The sequence below is a fragment of the Cyanobium sp. Copco_Reservoir_LC18 genome (assembly GCF_009834675.1).
Classification (GTDB): Bacteria; Cyanobacteriota; Cyanobacteriia; order PCC-6307; family Cyanobiaceae; genus Cyanobium; species Cyanobium minutissimum.
On the sequence record NZ_ASAC01000022.1, the window covers coordinates 19,710 to 38,472 of the forward strand.

Annotated in this window: 22 protein-coding genes; 10 read left to right on the forward strand and 12 right to left on the reverse strand. The window is 71.7% G+C overall.

All coding sequences use genetic code 11. The features are described 5' to 3' along the window. Positions 1-3: 3 nt before the first annotated feature. Positions 4-1,140: a hypothetical protein gene (locus tag L107_RS11320; RefSeq protein ID WP_236550644.1), complete on the reverse strand. Its 1,137-nt coding sequence runs from the start codon at positions 1,138-1,140 to the stop codon at positions 4-6. Between the two features lie 44 nt (positions 1,141-1,184). Here L107_RS11320 and L107_RS11325 point away from each other — a divergent pair, with 44 nt between their 5' ends. Further along, on the forward strand, positions 1,185-2,384 hold the full coding sequence (locus tag L107_RS11325; RefSeq protein ID WP_159818904.1) for a glycosyltransferase: 1,200 nt from the start codon (positions 1,185-1,187) through the stop codon (positions 2,382-2,384). 18 nt (positions 2,385-2,402) lie between these two features. On the opposite strand, the gene L107_RS11330 is transcribed toward L107_RS11325, so the two are convergent. Beyond that, entirely contained in the window at positions 2,403-3,722 is a 1,320-nt protein-coding gene (locus tag L107_RS11330) for a hypothetical protein (protein WP_159818905.1), read from the reverse strand. A gap of 212 nt (positions 3,723-3,934) precedes the next feature. On the opposite strand from L107_RS11330, the gene L107_RS11335 reads away from it, so the two are divergent. Genes L107_RS11335 through L107_RS11350 form a run of 4 tightly spaced genes read left to right on the forward strand, consistent with a single transcriptional unit; the run spans position 3,935 to position 7,125 of the window. Beyond that, a complete protein-coding gene (locus L107_RS11335) occupies positions 3,935-4,702 on the forward strand; it encodes a hypothetical protein (protein ID WP_159818907.1) in 768 nt (255 codons plus the stop codon). Beyond that, positions 4,702-5,733, forward strand: coding sequence for a glycosyltransferase family 2 protein (locus L107_RS11340; RefSeq protein WP_159818909.1), 1,032 nt, complete (start codon positions 4,702-4,704; stop codon positions 5,731-5,733). Before L107_RS11335 ends, L107_RS11340 begins: the two co-directional genes overlap by 1 nt. After that, positions 5,730-5,981 carry a hypothetical protein gene (locus L107_RS11345; RefSeq protein ID WP_159818912.1) on the forward strand — a complete coding sequence of 84 codons (252 nt, stop codon included), beginning with the start codon at positions 5,730-5,732 and terminating at the stop codon, positions 5,979-5,981. Before L107_RS11340 ends, L107_RS11345 begins: the two co-directional genes overlap by 4 nt. Then, a complete protein-coding gene (locus L107_RS11350) occupies positions 5,959-7,125 on the forward strand; it encodes a glycosyltransferase family 9 protein (RefSeq protein WP_159818914.1) in 1,167 nt (388 codons plus the stop codon). Before L107_RS11345 ends, L107_RS11350 begins: the two co-directional genes overlap by 23 nt. Here the strand turns inward: L107_RS11350 and L107_RS11355 are convergent. Continuing rightward, positions 7,115-7,342: a hypothetical protein gene (locus tag L107_RS11355; RefSeq protein WP_159818916.1), complete on the reverse strand. Its 228-nt coding sequence runs from the start codon at positions 7,340-7,342 to the stop codon at positions 7,115-7,117. The genes L107_RS11350 and L107_RS11355 overlap by 11 nt on opposite strands. Positions 7,343-7,436: 94 nt before the next feature. Between L107_RS11355 and L107_RS11360 the strand changes: the two genes are divergently transcribed. Both L107_RS11360 and L107_RS11365 read left to right on the forward strand, forming a co-directional pair. Beyond that, the gene (locus L107_RS11360) at positions 7,437-8,687 is read left to right on the forward strand and encodes a 1-deoxy-D-xylulose-5-phosphate reductoisomerase (RefSeq protein ID WP_159819346.1); all 1,251 of its coding nucleotides are present in this window, start codon (positions 7,437-7,439) and stop codon (positions 8,685-8,687) included. A 2-nt stretch (positions 8,688-8,689) separates the two neighbouring features. Next, positions 8,690-9,034: a ferredoxin gene (locus tag L107_RS11365; protein WP_159819348.1), complete on the forward strand. Its 345-nt coding sequence runs from the start codon at positions 8,690-8,692 to the stop codon at positions 9,032-9,034. Here the strand turns inward: L107_RS11365 and L107_RS11370 are convergent. Genes L107_RS11370 through L107_RS11385 form a run of 4 tightly spaced genes read right to left on the reverse strand, consistent with a single transcriptional unit; the run spans position 9,009 to position 12,934 of the window. Continuing rightward, positions 9,009-10,043 (reverse strand): YheT family hydrolase, encoded by a 1,035-nt coding sequence (locus tag L107_RS11370; RefSeq protein ID WP_159818918.1) that lies wholly within the window; start codon positions 10,041-10,043, stop codon positions 9,009-9,011. The genes L107_RS11365 and L107_RS11370 overlap by 26 nt on opposite strands. Positions 10,044-10,059: 16 nt before the next feature. After that, positions 10,060-11,490 carry an NAD(P)(+) transhydrogenase (Re/Si-specific) subunit beta gene (locus L107_RS11375; protein ID WP_201295874.1) on the reverse strand — a complete coding sequence of 477 codons (1,431 nt, stop codon included), beginning with the start codon at positions 11,488-11,490 and terminating at the stop codon, positions 10,060-10,062. After that, positions 11,487-11,780, reverse strand: a complete 294-nt coding sequence (locus tag L107_RS11380) for an NAD(P) transhydrogenase subunit alpha (protein ID WP_159818920.1) — start codon at positions 11,778-11,780, stop codon at positions 11,487-11,489. Before L107_RS11380 ends, L107_RS11375 begins: the two co-directional genes overlap by 4 nt. Then, complete coding sequence (locus L107_RS11385; protein ID WP_236550645.1) at positions 11,777-12,934, reverse strand: NAD(P) transhydrogenase subunit alpha; 1,158 nt, start codon at positions 12,932-12,934, stop codon at positions 11,777-11,779. Before L107_RS11385 ends, L107_RS11380 begins: the two co-directional genes overlap by 4 nt. Positions 12,935-13,073: 139 nt before the next feature. Here L107_RS11385 and L107_RS11390 point away from each other — a divergent pair, with 139 nt between their 5' ends. Continuing rightward, a complete protein-coding gene (locus L107_RS11390; RefSeq protein WP_159818924.1) occupies positions 13,074-14,567 on the forward strand; it encodes a DEAD/DEAH box helicase in 1,494 nt (497 codons plus the stop codon). 138 nt (positions 14,568-14,705) lie between these two features. After that, positions 14,706-14,996 (forward strand): hypothetical protein, encoded by a 291-nt coding sequence (locus L107_RS11395; protein WP_159818926.1) that lies wholly within the window; start codon positions 14,706-14,708, stop codon positions 14,994-14,996. Between the two features lie 48 nt (positions 14,997-15,044). Here the strand turns inward: L107_RS11395 and infA are convergent, their stop codons facing one another. Then, the gene (gene infA / locus L107_RS11400; RefSeq protein ID WP_015108791.1) at positions 15,045-15,314 is read right to left on the reverse strand and encodes a translation initiation factor IF-1; all 270 of its coding nucleotides are present in this window, start codon (positions 15,312-15,314) and stop codon (positions 15,045-15,047) included. Positions 15,315-15,570: 256 nt separating this feature from the next. Between infA and L107_RS11405 the strand changes: the two genes are divergently transcribed. Next, positions 15,571-16,191 (forward strand): pseudouridine synthase, encoded by a 621-nt coding sequence (locus tag L107_RS11405; protein WP_159818928.1) that lies wholly within the window; start codon positions 15,571-15,573, stop codon positions 16,189-16,191. Here the strand turns inward: L107_RS11405 and L107_RS11410 are convergent. The 4 genes from L107_RS11410 to L107_RS11425 form a co-directional block, all read right to left on the reverse strand. Beyond that, positions 16,160-16,378 (reverse strand): hypothetical protein, encoded by a 219-nt coding sequence (locus L107_RS11410; protein WP_015108794.1) that lies wholly within the window; start codon positions 16,376-16,378, stop codon positions 16,160-16,162. The two genes, L107_RS11405 and L107_RS11410, sit on opposite strands and share 32 nt — an antisense overlap. A 50-nt stretch (positions 16,379-16,428) precedes the next feature. After that, on the reverse strand, positions 16,429-17,391 hold the full coding sequence (locus L107_RS11415; RefSeq protein WP_159818930.1) for an NAD(P)H-binding protein: 963 nt from the start codon (positions 17,389-17,391) through the stop codon (positions 16,429-16,431). 65 nt (positions 17,392-17,456) lie between these two features. Continuing rightward, positions 17,457-17,555 carry a cytochrome b6-f complex subunit PetM gene (gene petM / locus L107_RS11420; RefSeq protein WP_015108796.1) on the reverse strand — a complete coding sequence of 33 codons (99 nt, stop codon included), beginning with the start codon at positions 17,553-17,555 and terminating at the stop codon, positions 17,457-17,459. 26 nt (positions 17,556-17,581) lie between these two features. After that, entirely contained in the window at positions 17,582-18,745 is a 1,164-nt protein-coding gene (locus tag L107_RS11425) for a N2,N2-dimethylguanosine tRNA methyltransferase (protein WP_236550646.1), read from the reverse strand. Between the last annotated feature and the right edge of the window lie 18 nt (positions 18,746-18,763).

The window sequence follows — 18,763 nt, forward strand, 5'->3', positions numbered from 1 at the left end:
CGTTCAGCTCTTCACGTACAGGCTCGGCAGCGCCCCCAGCAGCCACTGGGGCATGAACTGCTCCCCGCCCGCGAAGCCGATCTTGCCGGGCGCGTAAAAGAGCAGGGCCGCCAGCACCGCCTGGGCGGCCCTGGGTCGGGTCATGTTGCGCACGTACTGGGCCAGCTGGGCCCGCAGCTGCCGGTCCTCCTCCGTCAGGTGGCTGCCGGCGTAGCCGCTGCGCAGCACCTTGCGGTAGAGATCGCCGAAGCTGCTCTCGAACAACGGTTGCAACCGGTCGTCGGGGGTGTCCAGCCAGATCTGGCCCAGCTGGCGCCGGTAGCCGCCCAGCTCCTGGCGGATGGCGCCGTCGTCGGGGTCGATCTCGAACAGGTTCAGCAGCCCGTTGAGGCGGGTGAGGAACCCCTCGCTGCCGGTGAGCTGCAGGGCCTGGGCGCCGGTGAAGCCGGAGAGCTGGGGCAGGGACGACGGCTCCGGCCCCATGGCCGCCGGCCCCGTCGCCGGCCCCGTCGCCGTTTGTGCCCCGGCCGAGCCCGCCGGTGCCAGGGCCCGACGCTCCAGGGGGCTGGGCTGGCGCAGGCGCGGCAGCAGTTCCGGCTCGAACAGGCTGGCGTAGTCCTCCAGCAACCAGGCCGGAAGCGTCTGTTCGCAGTTGCGCACTTTCATCTTGCCGCGGCGAAAGTAGGGCATCACCGCCAGCAGAACGTTGGCCATTTCCGGTCGATCGAAACCGCTCTGGAGGCGCTCGGAGAGGTGGTCTCTCCAGCTCTCCTCATCGCGCAGCAGCGGCTGGGAGGCCAGCTCGCCGCTGATCATCTGGCGGTAGCTCTCGCCCACCGCCGAGCCATAGAGAAGCTCCAGTGCGTCGATCGGCGCACTCAACCAGAACTTCGACAGGCACTGGCGGGCCAGCCGGGCCTCCGCCAGCCGTGTGGGCGTGGCTTCGTGAGCGAAATCAGCGAAAATCATGCCCAGCCGCGCCGCCGACCAGGGCGTGATCTGGGGCCGGCGATCCATCTCCATCGGGATGGTGCCTGGATCACTCACCAGCGTATCCAGCAGACCACTATCTTTCTGCAGCTTTCTTTCACCCCAGCTCACCGTATCCCGGCGTCCGAACAGACGGCTCCAGAGCGACATGACGCAGGTCAGTTCAGGCAGCGGGATTGTAATAGCGTTGACCGATGGAACTGTTGCTGATCCATCAGAACCATCCCGGCCAGTTTCGTGACCTGACGCCCGCCCTCGAACGCCGCGGCCACCGTGTGCTCGGCCTGGGGGCCTCCCCCCGCGGCCAGCGGTTTGACTACGCCTGGCAGCCGCCGGCGCTGCCGGAGGGCCTGGCCGATCCCCAGCTGGAGACCCATCTGCACCGGGCCGCCCGGGTCCAGGAGCGCTGCCTGCAGCTGCGCGAGGAGGGATATCGCCCGGAGACCGTGATCGGCCACAGCGGCTGGGGGGAGTTGCTCTACCTGCGCGACGTCTGGCCCGAGGCGGTGCTGATCGCCTACCCCGAGCTCTATGCCGCCCCGCTCCTGCTCGGCTACGGCTTCGATGCCGACCTGGGCGTCCCCTCCCACGCCCTGCGGGCCCAGTGGCGCCGCGGCAACCTGATGGGCCTGGCGGCCGTGGCCGACGCCGACGCCTGCGTCGTGCCCACCCGCTTCGCCCGCGACACCTTCCCAGCGCACCTGCGCAGCCGTTTCCACGTGCTGCACGAGGGCATCGCCCTGCCGCCCGCCGCCACCGGGAGCACCGGCCTGCGGCTGGAGGGTGGCCCCACCCTGGTGAAGGGGGATCCGGTGATCACCTTCGCCAGCCGCAACCTCGAACCCCTGCGGGGCTTCCGCACCGTCATGCGGGCCCTGCCCGCCGTGCTGGCCGCCCGCCCCGACGCCCGGGCCGTGATCGTGGGGGGCACCGCCAACGGCTACGGCGCCCCTTCCTCCCACCCCGGGGGCCACAAGGGCGAACTGCTGGCCCTACTCGGCCACCGGCTGCCCCCGGAGCGGGTCCATCTCCTGCCGCCCCTGGCCCACCGCGATCTGCTGGCCCTGTTCCGCCTCAGCGCCGTCCACGTCCACCTCAGCTATCCCTACGCCCTCTCCTGGAGCCTGCTGGAGGCCATGGCCTCCGGCGCCCTGGTGGTGGGCTCCGCCAACCCACCGATCAACGAGGTGATCCAGCACGGCCACAACGGGCTGCTGGTGCCCTTCAACGACCCCGACCAGCTCGCCGCCACCCTGCTGAAGGTGCTGGCCGACCCGCCCGCCTACGCCGCCCTGGCGGCGGCGGGTCGCGCCACCGTGGCCACCCGCTACGAGGTGAACCGGGCAGCCGAGGCCTTCGAGGCCCTGATCCTCAGCCTGCGACTGCTGCGCTGAGCCCCCAATCCCGCCGCCTCAGCGGTGGCGGCGGTGGGCCAGGGCCTGCAGCACCGCCTCCACCACCGGCCGCCAGTCCCGGTCGTCGGCCTGGCGGAACAGCCGCAGACTCGGATACCAGGGGCTGTCGGCCCGTTGCCGGAGCCAGCGGGGATCGGCGCTGAAGGGCAGCAGCACCCAGGCCGGATGGCCCATGGCCCCGGCCAGATGGGCCATGGCGGTGTCCACCGTGATCAGCAGGTCGGTGCTGGCCAGCACCCGGGCCGTGGCCAGAAAATCGCCGTCGGGGGCAATGGCGTCGACGAAGAGGTGGGCCACGGGCTCCGAGAGCTGCCGGTCCTCCCCCTGCTGCAGCAGCACCGGCTCACCACCGAGAGCCACCACCCCCTCCACCAGCGTCACCAGCGCGGCGGCCGGCAGCGTGCGCTTGCGGTATTCCCGGGTTGTGAAGCCATCGCTGAGCTTGCGGCCGCTGGCCCAGGTGAGTCCGATCCGCGGCGGCGGGCCGAAATCCTCCCCGGCGGCGGCCGGGGCCACGTCCCGCAGGTAGGTGCCGCGCCCATCCGGCCCCGGCGGCTGGGGGCAGGGGGCACCCCCGAGGGCCGCCGGCAGCGACAGCAGGCTCACCACATTCCCGCCGGCAGGCTCCTCGTGACCGACGCCGGCCGGCTCCCGCCTGGCCCGCACCTCCGGTGGCCGGGGCATCCAGGCCAGCCCCACCTGCAGCAGCCGCACCAGCGAGGGTTCCACCTCCAGTACCACCTGCTGGCCCCGCGCGGCCGCCTGCTCCATCAGGGGGGGGATCCAGCGCAGGTACTGCAGGCCATCCCCCAGGCCCTGCTCGGTGCGGACGCACAGCCGCCGCGCCCGGGCCACGACGGCCCCCACCCCTCCCTCCGGTCCGGGGGCGTGGCTGGCCAGTTCGAAACGGCGTTCGGCCAGGGCGAAGGCCTCCTCGTAGGCCTCCAGCCCGATCAGCACCGAGGCATGGTTGCAGGCCACTTCCGGGCCATCCCCCAGCTGACGGCTGGCCCGGAAGGCCCGGTCGGCCGCCTCGAACCGGTTGAGGTCGCGCAGGCTGTTGCCGATCCCCATGAACGGGGCAGGGCTCCGTGGTGCCAGCAGCGAGGCACGCCGGTAGAGCACCAGGGCGTCCTCCGGCTGATCGGACAGCCACAAGGCATTGGCCGCCCGCAGCAGCAGGACTGGATTCTCCCCATGGGACTGCAGCAAATCCGCGTAAATGCAGGCGGCTTCTCGCCATTCCTGGCTGGATTCCGCCTGCCTGGCCTCCTCCAGCACCTGCTCGAACCCCTGAACGATCGGAAAACCAGCCATGGCGCGAATCCTGGCCTGGCCAGGAAACCGCTGCAAGTTTTTGTCGACCGTCCTGCATGCAGCTGCCCTTAAGGCAAGGCGGAGTTATCTGAATTCAACGCGTCCATTCGGTGAGTCAAAGGTTCAGGTAGATGGAAATGATATCTCCGATACATGCCATCACTGATCCCAGCCCGTAACTTCTGTCTACCGGTTCATGTGGTGCGAATTTCGTGGCTTCTTCCGACACCCTTTCCCTATTCGTCCCGGATATCGGCCAGACCCTCACCCAGACGGTCAACGGAGCCGAGGTGGTCACCGGCAATCTCCGCGATGCCCTGCGGACCCAGGTGTTTCCCAATCAGGATGGACGCATCCGTGACGTCGGCATCCAGGCCCCCGAAAGCGGCGACACCACAACCAGATTCCTCACCCGCTCCGAGGACACATCGCTGATCGGTAATGCCGATTCCAACAGCGTTGTCTTCGGAGCCGTCGCCAACAATGCCTTCATCAGCACCGCCGGCGGCAATGATGCGGTCAACGTCAACAGTTTCATCGACGGCACCATCGACCTGGGCGAGGGGGACGATGCCGCCGTCACCGGCGCGATCATGGATTCCACCATCATCGCAGGCACCGGGGCCGATCAGGTCACCATCCGACGCACCGCCACCTCCGTCGACGTCGACATGGGCACCGGCGATGACACCCTGATCTTCGGCGGCAGGGTGCTGTCCTCCTCCATCGAGATGGGAGAAGGAGCCGATGTTCTGCGCTTCAACGGTTCCGCCCGGAACACCTCCATCGATCTCGGCAACGACTTTGACATCGACAAGGTCTACTTCCAGACCCGCTCGGATATCGCCAGTGGCACGGTCATCACCGGCGCGGGCGAAGGCGATCAGCTCATCATCGGTGGCAGTGAGTACATCTTCAGTGCTGCTGACTCCGCCTTCATCTCCACCACCGATCCAGGGGACTCCATCACCTTCGGTTGATGATCTCTGCCCCGGAGGTCACCTTGGATCAAGTCCGGTTTTCCCGCAACTACGTCACCTGCGTCCAGAAAGGGGATCTTGCCGCCGCAAGGTCCCTTCTTTTTTTATGGACCCAGACCTATTTCGGCTCCCTGCCCGAGGCCCCCAGCCGCAGCCAGCTCACGAATCCCGACCTCTGGGGCTGCCTGGCCCAGTACGCCTCCCTCAGCGGCGATCCCTCCCCGGTCGACGACTTCTGGGACCGACTCGACCGCATCACCCCCCAGACGGTTCGCCCCGCCGCCATTCCCCTGCTCGGGGTTCCGATCCTCAACCGCCCCGACCTGCTGCTGCGGCTGCTCGACAGTCTCGATGCGCCCATCGAGATCCTTGCCATCGTTGACAACAGCCTCCAGGCCGGCCTGGAGGATGGTGAGGCCCTGAGGACTCTGTTGGCCCGTCTGGAACGGGAACCCCCCGCCCCCATCGGCCGGGTGCAGGTGGCGCGGCCCTTCAGCAATCTGGGGGTGGCCGCCAGCTGGAACGCCATCCTCTCCGCCTTTCCCGACACCCCCTATGCCCTGCTGGTCAACAACGATGTGGTGTTTGCGCCAGGGGTTCTGGCCGGGCTGATCCAGCAGATCGACCCGGCCCGTCCCCAGTTCCTTCCCCTGCTGCCGGCCCCCCAGGAATTCTCCGCTTTCGCCATCACCCCGGGAGTCTGGAACCGGGTGGGCCTGTTCGACGCCAACTTCCACCCCGCCTATTGCGAAGACCTCGACTACGCCGAACGCCTGCGCCGCTCTGCCGCGATCGAATGGATCGCGCCCGAGACGCTCCAGCGCCTGCAGCAGCAGGCCAACCCCGACGCCAGCGCCACCATCGGCAGCGACCCCAGGCTCGCGGCCTGCAACCGCACCACCTACCTGCTCAACTGCCTCTGGCTGCAGAGTTCCCGCCGCCTCCGGAACCCCCACCCCGGCACCTGGATGCGGCGCTGGCTGAGTCGCTGGGTGCTCGAGCCGGCCGCTTCGGCCACCCTGGGGCCATGAGCCTGCCGCTGCCCCCCGACCCCTGCGGCGATCGCCCCGCCGGGCGCGGAGCCCTCTCCCGCGGCTGGCCCATCGGCGGCGGGCTGGCCCTCGTGGTGACCGTCACCCTGGTGGTGGGCCTGCAGCTCGGCGCCATGCCCTGGCGCTTCCGCCGGCAGATGTGGCAGCTGCAGGGTGCCCTGGCCGGCGGCCTGGCCGGGCTGGTGGTCGGCTATGGAATGGGCCGTGGCCGACCGCCCCGGCCGTGACGGGAAGGGCCTGCTGATGCGCCGCTTCCAGAACCAGGCCCTGGGACCGAGCCCCCGGATCGTGGTGCTCGGTGCCCCCAAGCTGGGCAACTACGTGGTGCTGCAGCCGCTGCTGCGGGGCCTGCGCCACAACTACCCAGGGGCCCACCTCACCTACGTGGGCAGCCGGCGCACCCTCCCCCTGGAGGAGCTCAACCCCTGGCTCGATGCCCGCCTGCCCATCGCCGAGCAGGGAGTGGAGGCCCTGCCCGCCCTGGCGGCCTGGCGGCATGCCCTGAGCCAGGACGGCCACCCCAAGGTGGATCTGGTCATCAATGCCGATGGCCATGCCCCCCACACACCCGCCTGGGTCACGGCCCTGGCCCCCCGGTTCGTGGTCGGGGCCGCCCGGCTTCCCCCCGGCCCCCATCCCCTGCAGGCCCTGGCCCTCGACCCCCACTGGGCCTGTCCCAGCCTCGTGACGCGCTACGCCGGCTGGATCGGCAGCAACAGCATCCGCGAACTCCACTGCCGCGTGGCCTGGGTCAGCACCGACTACGAGCGGGTGGAGCTGCCCTCCCAGCCCCCACCCGCCGGAGTGCCACCGGTGCTGGTCGCGGTCAATGGTGAACGCAGCGCCAAGCTCTGGCCGCTGCGGCACTGGCTCAGCCTGCTCGGCCAGCTGCGCCGGGAGCTGAATCTGCCCGCCACGGCGATCGGACTGATCGGCGGCCCCCCGCCCGCCCGGCCCGGCCAGCCGGGGGATCTGCTGGAACAGGAGCTCCTGGCCCGCACCGGCCTCCGCGACCTGCGCGGCCAGCTCTCCCTGCCGGCCCTGGTGGGCGCCCTGGCCCGCAGCCGGCTCTGCATCGCCGTGGATTCAGGCCCGATGCACCTGGCGGCGGCGGCCGGCTGCCCCACCGTGGCCCTGTTCGGCACCGACAGCGAGGGCGTGGGCGCCAGCCCCCGGGATCTCTGGGCGCCCCGGGCCGGCCACGTCTGGGTCAGCAGCAGCGACCACCGCTGCACCGGCTGCCAGCAGGCCCGCTTCGACAACCCCGACTGTCTGCTGGAGCAACACCTCTGCATGGACCACCTGAGCCCAGCGTCGGTCTGGCCCCTGGTGCAGCAGGCCTGGCAGAGCTCCCGTCCCGTCAGGGGTTAGGCATCCGGTCCGCCATCAGCTTCTCGATCTTGCGGATCCGCTGCAGGGTGGTCCGCCACACCTCCAGCTGGAAGGCCCGCTCGCGATCGCCCGCCGCCACCGCCCGGCGACAGTCCTCCACCAGCGCCTCCAGGTCTTCGCGGCGCTCGAAGGCTTCCCAGAGCTGGCGTTCGATCCGGGCCCGCTCGATGAAGTTCCAGCGCTGCAGCCACGACATGGGGAGGGATCGGTGTGGCCCCAGTTAAGCCAGCGGGGGAGGGCGGCCGGGGATGGGACACTGGGAGCCCACGAACCCGATGGGGGAGCCGCGCGTGAAGGCCATCAGCGTTCTGGGCTCCACCGGATCGATCGGCACCCAGACCCTGGAGATCGCCGAGGAGTTCCCCGACCGCTTCAAGGTGGTGGCCCTCACCGCCGGCAACAACCTGGACCTGCTGGTGGAGCAGATCCTGCGCCATGCCCCGGAGGTGGTGGCCCTGGCCGATGCCGGCCGGCTCGCCGAACTGGCCGGCCGCCTGGCGGACCTCGAACCGGCCCGGCGCCCCGCCCGTCTGCCCGAGCTGCTGGGGGGCTCCGACGGCCTCTGTGCCGCGGCGGCCTGGGCCAGCGCCGATCTGGTGGTCACCGGCATCGTCGGCTGCGCCGGCCTGCTGCCCACCCTGGCGGCGATCCGCGCCGGCAAGGACCTGGCCCTGGCCAACAAGGAGACCCTGATCGCCGCCGGCCCGGTGGTGCTGCCCGAACTGCAGCGCAGCGGCAGCCGGCTGCTGCCCGCCGATTCGGAGCATTCGGCCCTGTTCCAGTGCCTGCAGGGCACCCCCTGGGCGGACACCGCCCGCCTCTCCACCGGTGTGCCGACCCCGGGTCTGCGGCGGATCCAGCTCACCGCCTCCGGCGGCGCCTTCCGCGACTGGCCCGCCGCCGACCTGGCCAAGGCCACGGTGGCCGATGCCACCAGCCACCCCAACTGGAGCATGGGCCGCAAGATCACGGTGGATTCCGCCACCCTGATGAACAAGGGGCTGGAGGTGATCGAAGCCCATTACCTGTTCGGCCTCGACTACGACCACATCGAGATCGTCATCCACCCCCAGAGCATCATCCACTCGATGGTGGAGCTGGCCGATTCCTCGGTGCTGGCCCAGTTGGGCTGGCCCGACATGAAGCTGCCCCTGCTCTATTGCCTCAGCTGGCCGGAGCGGCTGGAGACCCCCTGGCGGCGGCTCGATCTCACCGCCGTGGGCCAGCTCACCTTCTGCGCCCCCGACCGGGAGAAATACCCCTGCATGGCGCTGGCCTACGCCGCCGGCCGCGCCGGCGGCACCATGCCCGCGGTGCTCAACGCCGCCAACGAGCAGGCGGTGGCCCTGTTCCTGGAGGAGGCGGTTCCCTTCCTGGCCATCCCCGAGCTGATCGAGCGGGTCTGCGACCGCCACCGCAGCGATCACCACAGCACGCCCTGCCTCGACGACGTGCTGGCGGTGGATGGCTGGGCCCGCCAGGCCACCCGCGAGGCCGCCGCCACGCTGCGCAGCCATCCGGCGCCGGCCCTGCCGGCGTGAGCATGGTCCAGCACCACCTGCTGCTCTGCGCCACCCCCACCAAGGCGCTCTGCGGCGATCCGGCCGTGGGTGCGGCCAGCTGGGAGCGGCTCAAGCAGCTGGTGCGGGAGCTGGGGCTGGAGGACCCGGGCCGGCCCCGGGGGGTGGTGCTGCGCACCAAGGCCGACTGCCTGCGCGTCTGCTGCGAGGGCCCGGTGCTGCTGATCTGGCCCGAAGGCCTCACCTACGGAGGCGTCACCCCCGAGCGGATCGAGCGGATCGTCCGCGAGCACGTCATCGGCGGGATGCCGATCGAGGAGTGGATCGTGCGGCGCACCCCCTTCAGCCCTCCCCTTCCCCCCGGCTGAGGCGCCGCAGCCAGGCCACCGCCAGCCGGTCGGCCCAGCAGGCGGCGGGCCCGTCGCCGGGGGCGTGGAAGCCGTTGTGGCCGCCCCGGGGCGTGATCACGATCCGGGGCGCCACCCGGGGCACCCCGGCGCCCCCGCCGGTGGTGGCGGCCGCCAGCTGGCGCAGCGGGCCGACCGGCACCCAGGGGTCGTCGCCGGCATGGAGCAGCAGGGTGGGGGGCAGGGGCCGGCCCGCCACCAGGGACGCCAGGGGGCTGGCGGCGTCGTAGTAGGCCGCCACCGAGGCGAAACCCCAGCGCGGGGCGGTGATGGCCGCATCGAAGGCCCGGATCGTGCGGGCCCGGCCGGGCCCCGCCAGCGCCAGGCGCTCGGACTCCTGCAGCCCACCCGGGTCGGCCAGGGTCTGCTCCCGCAGGCGCTGCATCAGCCAGCGCTGGTACACCCGGTTGCGGCGGCGCTCGAACTGGACGGCGCAGACATGGAGCTCGAGCGGGCTGCTGACGCAGACCAGGCCATCGAATCCCAGACCGGCCAGGCTGCCGTTGAGCAGCACCGTGCCCCCCAGGGAGATGCCGGCGCCGAACAGGGGCCGGTCGGCGGCCAGCTGCCGGGCCAGGGCCACGGCGGGACGCAGATCCTCGCTGCAGCAGGCGCAGTAGGTGCCCCGGGCGAGCGACCGGCCGCGGCCGGCCCCCCGCAGGTTGAGCCGCAGCACGGCGAAGCCCTCGGCCACCAGGGCCAGGGCCAGCCGGCGCGGGCCCGGGCCGTCACTGGAGCCCCCCAGCCCGTGCAGCACGAGCACCAGGGCGACAGGGGCACGATCGGCGGGGCGATCCAGCAGCCCCAGCAGGGCACCGCCATCCCCCAGGGGGATGGTCAGCGGTTCGGCCCGGTCGGGGGGGAAGCGCAGGGGACGCAGGGTGTCCCGCAGGGTCTGCAGATCCCCCCCGAGCCAGGGGGAGCGCTGGCGGAAGGGGGCCAGGCCGAGGTGGTCCGGGAGCTGGGACACGACCGGGGCCCCACCCTCAGGCGGCCACCTTCACCTTGCCCACGCCCATGGCGCGCAGCTCGCTGAGCAGGCCGTTGAGCACCGCCTTGGCATCCCCGAACACCATGGCGGTCTGGGGCATCTCGAACAGGGCGTTGTTGATGCCCGCATAGCCCGCACCGAGGCTGCGCTTGACCACGAACACCTGGCGGGCCTGGTCCACCTCCAGCACGGGCATGCCGTACAGGGGGCTGGTGGGGTCGTTCTTGGCCTGGGGATTCACCACGTCGTTGGCCCCCAGCACGATCACCACGTCGGTGCGCGGGAACTCGGGGTTGACCAGCTCCATTTCCAGGAGCTGCTCGTAGGGCACGTCGGCCTCGGCCAGCAGCACGTTCATGTGGCCGGGCATGCGTCCCGCCACCGGATGGATGGCGTAGCTCACCTCCACCCCATGGCTCTCGAGCAGCTTGGCCAGCTCCCGCAGGGAGTGCTGGGCCTGGGCCACGGCCAGGCCGTAGCCCGGCACGAACACCACCCGCTCGGCCTGCTCCAGGGCCATGGCGCATTCCTCGGCGCTGCAGCTGGTGATGCGGGTGTAGCCCGCCTCGCTGCCGCCGCCGCCCACGGCTCCGGCGCTGGCCCCGAGGGCACCGCCGAAGAGCACGGACACCAGGGAGCGGTTCATGGCGGTGCACATCACCTGGGTGAGGATCAGGCCGGCCGCCCCCACCATGGCGCCGGCCACGATCAGCAGCTGGCTGCCCACGACGAAACCGGCCGCCGCCGCCGCCACCCCGGAATAGGAGTTGAGCAGGGAGATGACCACCGGCATGTCGGCACCGCCGATGGGCAGGGTGACGCCGATGCCCAGCAGGGTGGAGCCCCCGATCAGCAGCCACAGGGGCAGGCCGCCGGGATCGCCGGGGAGCAGCAGGGCCGACACCAGGCAGAGCACCGCCAGGGTGATGTTGACGCCGTGGCGCAGGCGGCTCTGGGTCCAGCCGGGGGTGTCGAGCCAGCCCTGGAGCTTGGCCATGGCCACGATCGAGCCGCTGAAGGTGATGGCGCCGACGAACACCGACACGGCGATCGACACCAGGGCGACGATGTCGGCAGCGCCGGTGTCGAAGATGGCCACACCCATGGCCACCAGCAGGGAGGCCATGCCACCGCAGCCGTTGAACAGGGCCACCGTTTCCGGCATGGCGGTCATCGGCACCCGGCGGGCGGTGACCAGGCCGGCCAGGCCGCCGGCGGCACTGCCGGCGGCGATCCACAGCCAGGCGATCGGATCGGGCCGGATCTGAATCAGCAGGCCGACCACGGCCAGGCCCATGGCCAGGGCGGCCAGGCCGTTGGCCCCGCGGGCCGAGCTCACCTTGGAGAGGCCCTTGATGCCGAGGGCGAGCAGGAGAACGGCCGCCAGGTCGATGCCGGCGGCGAAAGCATCCATGGAGAACGTCATCGGGCGTCACCCTTGCGGCGGAACATGGCGAGCATGCGATCGGTGACGAGGAAGCCGCCGATCACGTTGTAAAGGGCGAAGCCCAGGGAGAGGGCTCCGATCACCAGCAGGGCCGTGTTGTCGCCGGCCTGCTGGATGAGGGTGAGGGAGGCCAGCACGGTGATGCCGCTGATGGCGTTGGCCCCCGACATCAGCGGGGTGTGCAGGGTGGGGGGCACCTTGCCGATCAGTTCCAGCCCGAGCAGGCTGCCCAGCAGGAGCACCCAGAGGGACTGCGTCAGAAGGCTCATGAACGGGCTCCGATGGGGGACAGGCCGGCGGGCTCGACGATGTCGTCCCGGCGGCAGGCGCCGGCATGGGTCAGCAGACAGCCGTCGAGGATCGGATCCTCCGGATCCAGCCGGAAGCCGTCCTCCCCGAGCACATGCTCGATGAGGGCGGCGATGTTGCGGGCGTAGAGGGCGCTGGCGTGGTTGGGCACGGTGCTGGGCAGGGCATCGGCCCCGATCAGCAGCACGCCCCGGCGTTCCACCGTGGCGCCGGGGATCGTGCCGAAGCAGTTGCCCCCCTGGGCCACCGCCAGATCCACCACCACGGCGCCGGGCCGCATGCCGTCGAGCATCGCCTCGCTGATCAGGCGGGGCGCCGGCCGGCCGGGCACCAGGGCGGTGCAGATGACCATGTCGGCCAGGGCCAGCTGGTCGGCCAGCTGCTGGCGCTGGGCCGCCAGGAACGCCTCGCTGGCCTGGCGGGCGTAGCCCCCCACCTCGGCGGGGGCCTCCTCAAGCTGCGGCGGGTCGATGAAGCGGCCGCCGAGGGATTCCACCTGCTCCTTCACCGCCGGCCGCACGTCGGAGACGTAGACCACGCCCCCCAGGCGGCGGGCGGTGGCCAGGGCCTGCAGCCCGGCGACACCGGCCCCCAGGATCAGCACCCGTGAGGGCTGGATCGTGCCCGCCGCCGTCATCAGCATCGGCACGTAGCGATCGAGGGCCGCCGCCGCCAGCAGCACCGCCTTGTAGCCGGCGATGTTGGCCTGGGAGGAGAGCACATCCATCGACTGGGCCCGGGTGATCCGCGGCAGCAGTTCCAGGGCGATGGCGGAGGCGCGCCGGTCGTTGAGGGTGTCGACCAGATCCGTGGCGCCGTAGGGGGCCAGCAGCCCCACCAGCAGGGCCCCGGCCTGCAGGCGGGCCAGGGCCTCCGGACGCGGGGGCTGGACGCAGAGCACGGCGTCGGCCGTCTCCCAGTCCCTGGCCTCTCCGTCCCACAGCTCGGCGCCCACGGCGGCGTAGTCGGCGTCCAGGAAGCCGGCCGCCTGGCCCGCCCCCCGCTCCACCTGCAGGGTCGCCCCCTTGGCCACCAGCCGCCTGACCGTCTCGGGGGTCGCAGCGACCCTCCGCTCACCGGGGGCCGTCTCCCGGGGAATCAGCAATTTGACCAACGCGAGGCCACCCACACTCCTTCCGCGATAGACAGACCCACCGACGACGGCAAGCAACCGGACCCCAATGTGCGGACACCCCCACCGGACCGGGCGACGGTCGGCGGCAGGCCCTGGGCCGGGCCAGCAGAATCGCCCCATGGCGCCACCGTCCTTCGATCTGGGTCTGCGCCGTCAGGCCGGGGCCCTCGACCCCTCCCCCTCTCCCTCGGCCTCCCCGGGCGGCCCCGAACCGCGGGCCTGGCAGAGGCGCCTGATCCAGCTGCTGCGGGCCCGGCTGGTGGTGGCGAGCCCCGGCGGCCAGGACGTGCTCCTCCACGCCGGGCCCGGCGCCGGCAAGACCCTGGGGGCCCTGCTGGCCTTCCGGCAGCTGCAGCGGGAAGGGCGGCTGGAGCGGTTCGTGGTCTTCTGCCACCGCAGCGCCATCGGCCGCCAGTGGGTGAGCGCCGCCGCCCGCCTCGGCCTCGACCTGCGGGACTGGGACGCCCCGGGGGGAGCCCCCCCGTCAGCCCCTGGCCATGGCCTGCTGCTCAGCTACCAGGCGGCGGCCCTGCACCGCCATCGCCTGGAGGGGGAGCTGGGCCGCCTGCTGGCGGGCCGGCCCTGGCTGGCGATCGCCGATGAGGTGCACCACCTGGGCCTCGATCCCCTGGAGCCGGAGGCCACGGCCTGGGGCCATGCCTTCAGCAGCCTCAGCGGCGGCGCGCGGCTACGGCTGGGGCTGACCGGCACCCCTTTCCGCGCCGACAACCTGGGCTTCTGTGCCGCCCGCCGGATCCGGGTGCACGACCAGGACGGACCGGCCGAGCGGATCATCCCGGACCTCTGCGTCGAGCCCCGGGCCCTGATCGCCGCCGGCGACGTGCGGCCCCTGGAGTTCCGCTTCCAGGACGGCTGGGTGGAACACGGGCGACCGGAGGACGGCGACGAGCGCGAGACCTCCCCCCTGTCGGCGGAGCAGCGGGAGAGCTGGCGGGCCCGCAACCTGCGTCGGGCCATTCGGCCCGGGGATCGGGGCGGGATCGCCCTGCGGCTGCTGCTCCAGGCCCGCCGCCGCCTGGAACGGGTGCGGCTGGAGCACCCGGGGGCCGGCGGGCTGGTGGTGGCCCGCGACATCGGCCACGCCGGGACCATCGCCGACCTGCTGGCCCAGGAAGGGGACCGGGTGCACCTGGTCCACTCCCAGGATCCGGAGGCGGCCCAGCACCTGGCGGCGTTCCAGGCCGGGGAAGCCGACTGGCTGGTGAGCATCGACATGTGCGCCGAAGGCTTCGACGCCCCACGGCTGCGGGTGGTGGCCTACCTCACCACCGTGGTGACCCGCAGCCGCTTCGTGCAGGCCATCACCAGGGCCGTGCGCATGGACGGGGATCGCTCCGGTCAGGAATCCATCCCACGGCAGCCCTCCTATGTGTTCGCACCGGCCGATCCCCTGCTGATCGGCTACGCCCGGGGCTGGACGGTGAGCGAGCCCTACGTGATCCGCCCACGCCCGCCGGCGACGGCTGGCGCCGGGGGCAGCGGCCCGGGCAGCGACGAGCGCCTGCCGCTGCAGGCCCTGGCGGATGATGCCGGACGGATGATCAGCGTCAGCGGTCCCGTGCTGCCGAACATCCGGCGCCGATCGGCCTGACGCCGCGGATCGGCTTCCATTTGGCTTCGATTCGCCTCAGGCAGCCCGATGACCTGCAACGATGTGACAACCAACACCGTCGTTGTGCCCACGAGCCGCCAACGTGGGCACCACAGGACATCCACCGAGATCACCCCGATGGACAGGCCAAGAGACGACGCCAGCAATCACGACGGTTCCTGCGACAGCCCCCTGGATGCGGCGGTCCATCGACGGGTGACCGTGGCCGTCTGCTGGGCCCTGGCCCGCCGGGCTGCCCTGGACGGCCGCGAACTCTTCGAGGACAGCTACGCCATCAATGAGGAGTTCCGTGAGTGGCTCCTCACCCTTGAGGACCACCCCGAACTGTTGCAGGCCAACGTGCTGATGGTGCCGAGGGACCTGCACCTGGATCGCCGTCCGGAAACCGACGGACTGCTGGAGATCTGAAGGTTCTGGAGATCTGGAATCTCCGGAGCTGACGGGCCCCGGCCGGGCTCAGCGGCGCCGGGGGCCGCCCGGGCGGTTGCCGCCGGGGCGCGGGCCGGTGGCACCGGCATTGCGTTCCCGGTAGGTGATGCGCCCCCGGGTCAGGTCGTAAGGGCTGATCTCGACCAGCACCTTGTCGCCGGCCAGAAGCTTGATGCGGAACTTGGTGAGCTTGCCCGCCGCCCGGCAGAGGCACTGGTGACCGGCAGGCTGCTCGAGGGTGACGAGGTAGAACCCGTTGCCCTGCTCCTTTTCGATCACACCGGACGTTTCGATCATGCGGGACGGCTGGCCTGCGGACAACAACAGTCCACCAGCTTAGGCGCCTAGCGTGACCCATCCCGTCGCGCCAGCCTCGACCCCGGGTCGCCCCCCGGCACACGCAGGCGGCAGGGGAGCGATAGGGTCAGCCGGCCGCCCGCTTCCGGACCCCATGATCCTTCCCCCCATCGCGATGGATCTGGGCCTGCTGCTGATCTCGATCGGCGTGGTCAACCTCTGGCGGGCCCGGGAAAGCTCCTGACGGCAGGGGGCGGTGGGCACCACCCTGCTCTTCCACAAGCCCTACGGGGTCCTCAGCCAGTTCCGGCCCGAACCCGGCAGCGCCTGGGGCACCCTGGCGGACCACATCGATCGCCCCGGCGTATACGCCGCCGGTCGGCTGGATGCGGACAGCGAGGGACTGCTGGTTCTCACCGACGATGGCCGTCTCCAGGCCAGGCTCACCGATCCGGCCCGGGGTCACTGGCGCCGCTATCTGGTGCAGGTGGAGGGCGTCATCACCGAGGCGGCCCTCGACGGCCTCCGCCGGGGGGTGCCGGTCAAGGGACGCCGGACCCTGCCGGCCCGGGCCAGGGCGGTGGCGGACCCCGGACTGCCGGAGCGGGATCCGCCGATCCGGCACCGGCTGCGGGTGCCGACGGCGTGGCTGGAGGTGGAGCTGCGGGAAGGGCGCAACCGGCAGGTGCGGCGCATGACCGCGGCGGTGGGCCTGCCCACCCTGCGCCTGGTGCGCACGGCGATCGACCTGATGGATGGGGGCCCACCGCTCGATCTGACCGGGCTGGCCCCGGGGGTCTGGCGGGAGGTGAGCTCCGGGGAGCGGCAACGGCTGGAGGGGCTGCTCAGACCGTCAGGGCGTCCTTCAGCTCCCTGACGGTCTGCAGCTGGCCGTAGTAGTAGTTGGCCCGGGCGCGACGGTCGGGATCCTCGAGGCTGTCGAAGGCATCGAAGCCCAGGGAAGCCCAGAGCTCATGGCCGCAGGCACGGGTGAGTTCGGCGATCGCCTCCTCCTCCAGGTTGGCCAGACGCCGCTGCAGGTTCTTGATCTGGGAAATCGCCATGGCCGCCGCCAAACGCTGCAATAGTACACACGAACTGGCGGGCCGGGAGCTCAGAAGGGCAGCTTCTTCTTGGCTTCCTTGTCGAGGTCCGACTCCATCTCCCGCAGGCGCCGCAGGATCGTGTCGTAATACTCCTTGAGGTAGTCCTCCAGACGGGTGGTCTCGGCCTCTTCGAGGCCGAAGGCGGCGTAGCTGGCCTCCATCGACGCCGTGAGGGCCTCGCCACCCCCCACCACCTCCGCGAAGGCGAGGCGTTCGGCCACGTTCAGGCTGGCTTCGAAGAAGCTCGTGATCGCCTGCATCAGCCGCAGCAGCACCGGCGGCACCCGGAACACCCGGGCCTCACGGCCGCTGTAGCGCTCGCAGAGCTGGGTGATCTCCCCGGTGGTCCAGGCCCTGGGGCCGACGACGGGGAACGCCTGCCGGACCGTGTCCGGCCGCTCCAGGGCGGCCACGGCGAAGCGCGCCACGTCCTGGGTGTTCATGTAGGCGATCGGGGTCGGGGCGCCGCTCACCCAGACGGTCTGGCTCTCCAGCACGGGGATGGCGAACTGGCTGATCAGGCCCTGCATGAAGGCGACGCAGCGCAGGATCGTGTAATCCAGGTTGGAGGCCTCGAGCCAGTCCTCGGTGCAGGCCTTGATGTCCATCAGCGGCACGCTGCGATGGCGGGTCGCATCCAGCAGCGAGATGAACACCAGGCGGCGGAGCCCGGCCCGGCCGCAGGCCGCGAACAGGTTCTGCTTGCCGGCCCAGTCGATGTCGTAGGCGCTGCCGCCATCGGTGGCCCGGGCCGTGGCGGCATCGATCACCGCCTCCTGGCCCTCGAGGGCGTAATCGAGGCTGTCGGGCTCCAGCAGGTCACCCCGGGTGAGGTCGCAGCCCCACTCCTGCAGAAAGGCCGCTTTGCGGGGTGATCGCACCATGCAGCGCACGACATGGCCCGCATCAAGAGCGCGACGGGCGATCTGGCGACCGAGGGTTCCTGTTCCGCCGATGACAAGAACCTTCATGGACCCCAGCAAAGGAAGCGGGCTGAGCCTAGTGGTGCGTCCGGCGCCGGCGCGATCCGGGCGTTTCAGTCGTTCAGCAGCTTGAGCAGCAGCGCGCCGCCCGCCAGGCCGACGGGGATCAGCACCCAGAAGATGGCGGCGGTGCCGAAGATTTCAGAGGCCATGGCCCGGACAGGGGGGAACGGGGTACCTATCTAGCAGCCGTCGCGGCCACAAGGTCCCGGGCCGTGGCCACGATCACGGGCCAGGGGGCCTCGCTGCGGAGCTGGCCGGCCATCACGCCGCTGGCGCCGGTGGCGAACCCCTGGGCCGTCAGGGCCGCCACCAGGTCCGCCAGGGGCGGGGGGCCCTGGCCCAGGTGGCGGGCGATGGCGGCCACGGGCCAGCAGCGGGGGGTGGTGGCCGGATCGGCCCGGAGCCGCTCCAGCAGCCGCCGGCCCGGGCGGTCGAGATGGGCGCCGCCGACCCCGGCCTCCAGGAGCATGGTCGTGAGCGTGGCGGGATCCTGGAGGGGTCCGATCCAGAGGGGGCCGCTCACCGCCAGGGGCGGGCCCTCAGCGGAGGTCGCGGGGCAGCCGCAGGGCCGCCACCGCCCCAGCCGTCCCAGGCTCTGCACCTGCTGGTCCCCGCAGCCGTGGCAGTGGGCCACCAGGCCCAGCTGCCCCTCCTCGCCGCGGGCGGGATGGCGCTCCAGCCGCACGGCGGTGCGGAAGGCCCGGCCTTCACTGAAGCTCAGCAGGGGGGTGAGGCCCCGGCCCATCGCCCAGACGGTCCGGGCCAGCAGCCCCAGCTGCAGACGCAGGGCGATCTCCCAGCTGGCGGGGTGGACCCGGGCGGCGGCCCCGAAACGGCGCAGCGCCGCCCGGCGGTCGTGGCCCGTAGCCGAGCGTCCATCGGTGCTGGCCAGGTAGAGCACCCCGCCGAAGGCCACCGCCTCCAGGGCCAGGGGCACCAGGGCGGCGGGACAGCCGAAGGCGTCCAGATCCACCAGCTCGAAGCGGCGGCCCTCGACCAGGCAGCCCGCCAGCAGCTGCTGGGCCGTGGCCGTGCCCAGCTGCCGCTCCACCGCCGCCGGCAGCCGGGCGAGGTTCCGCTCCAGCAGCGGCAGCCGGTCGGGGTCGGCGTCGTTGGCCCACACCGCCGTGGCCCCGCCCTCCAGCCCGTAGCGGAGGGCCCGGATGCCGCAGCCCGCCATCCCGTCGAGCACCCGCACGGGCCCGCCCGCCGCCGTGGCGGCCAGGCTCCGGACCAGCAGCACGCCGACGTCCCTGGCGGGCCGGGAGGCGGGCCGGAAGAAGCCGTCACCGGTCTCCAGCACGGCCGCCCCTTCGCAATAGTGATCAGGTCCGCTCACGTTCGGATCCTTGCCCCA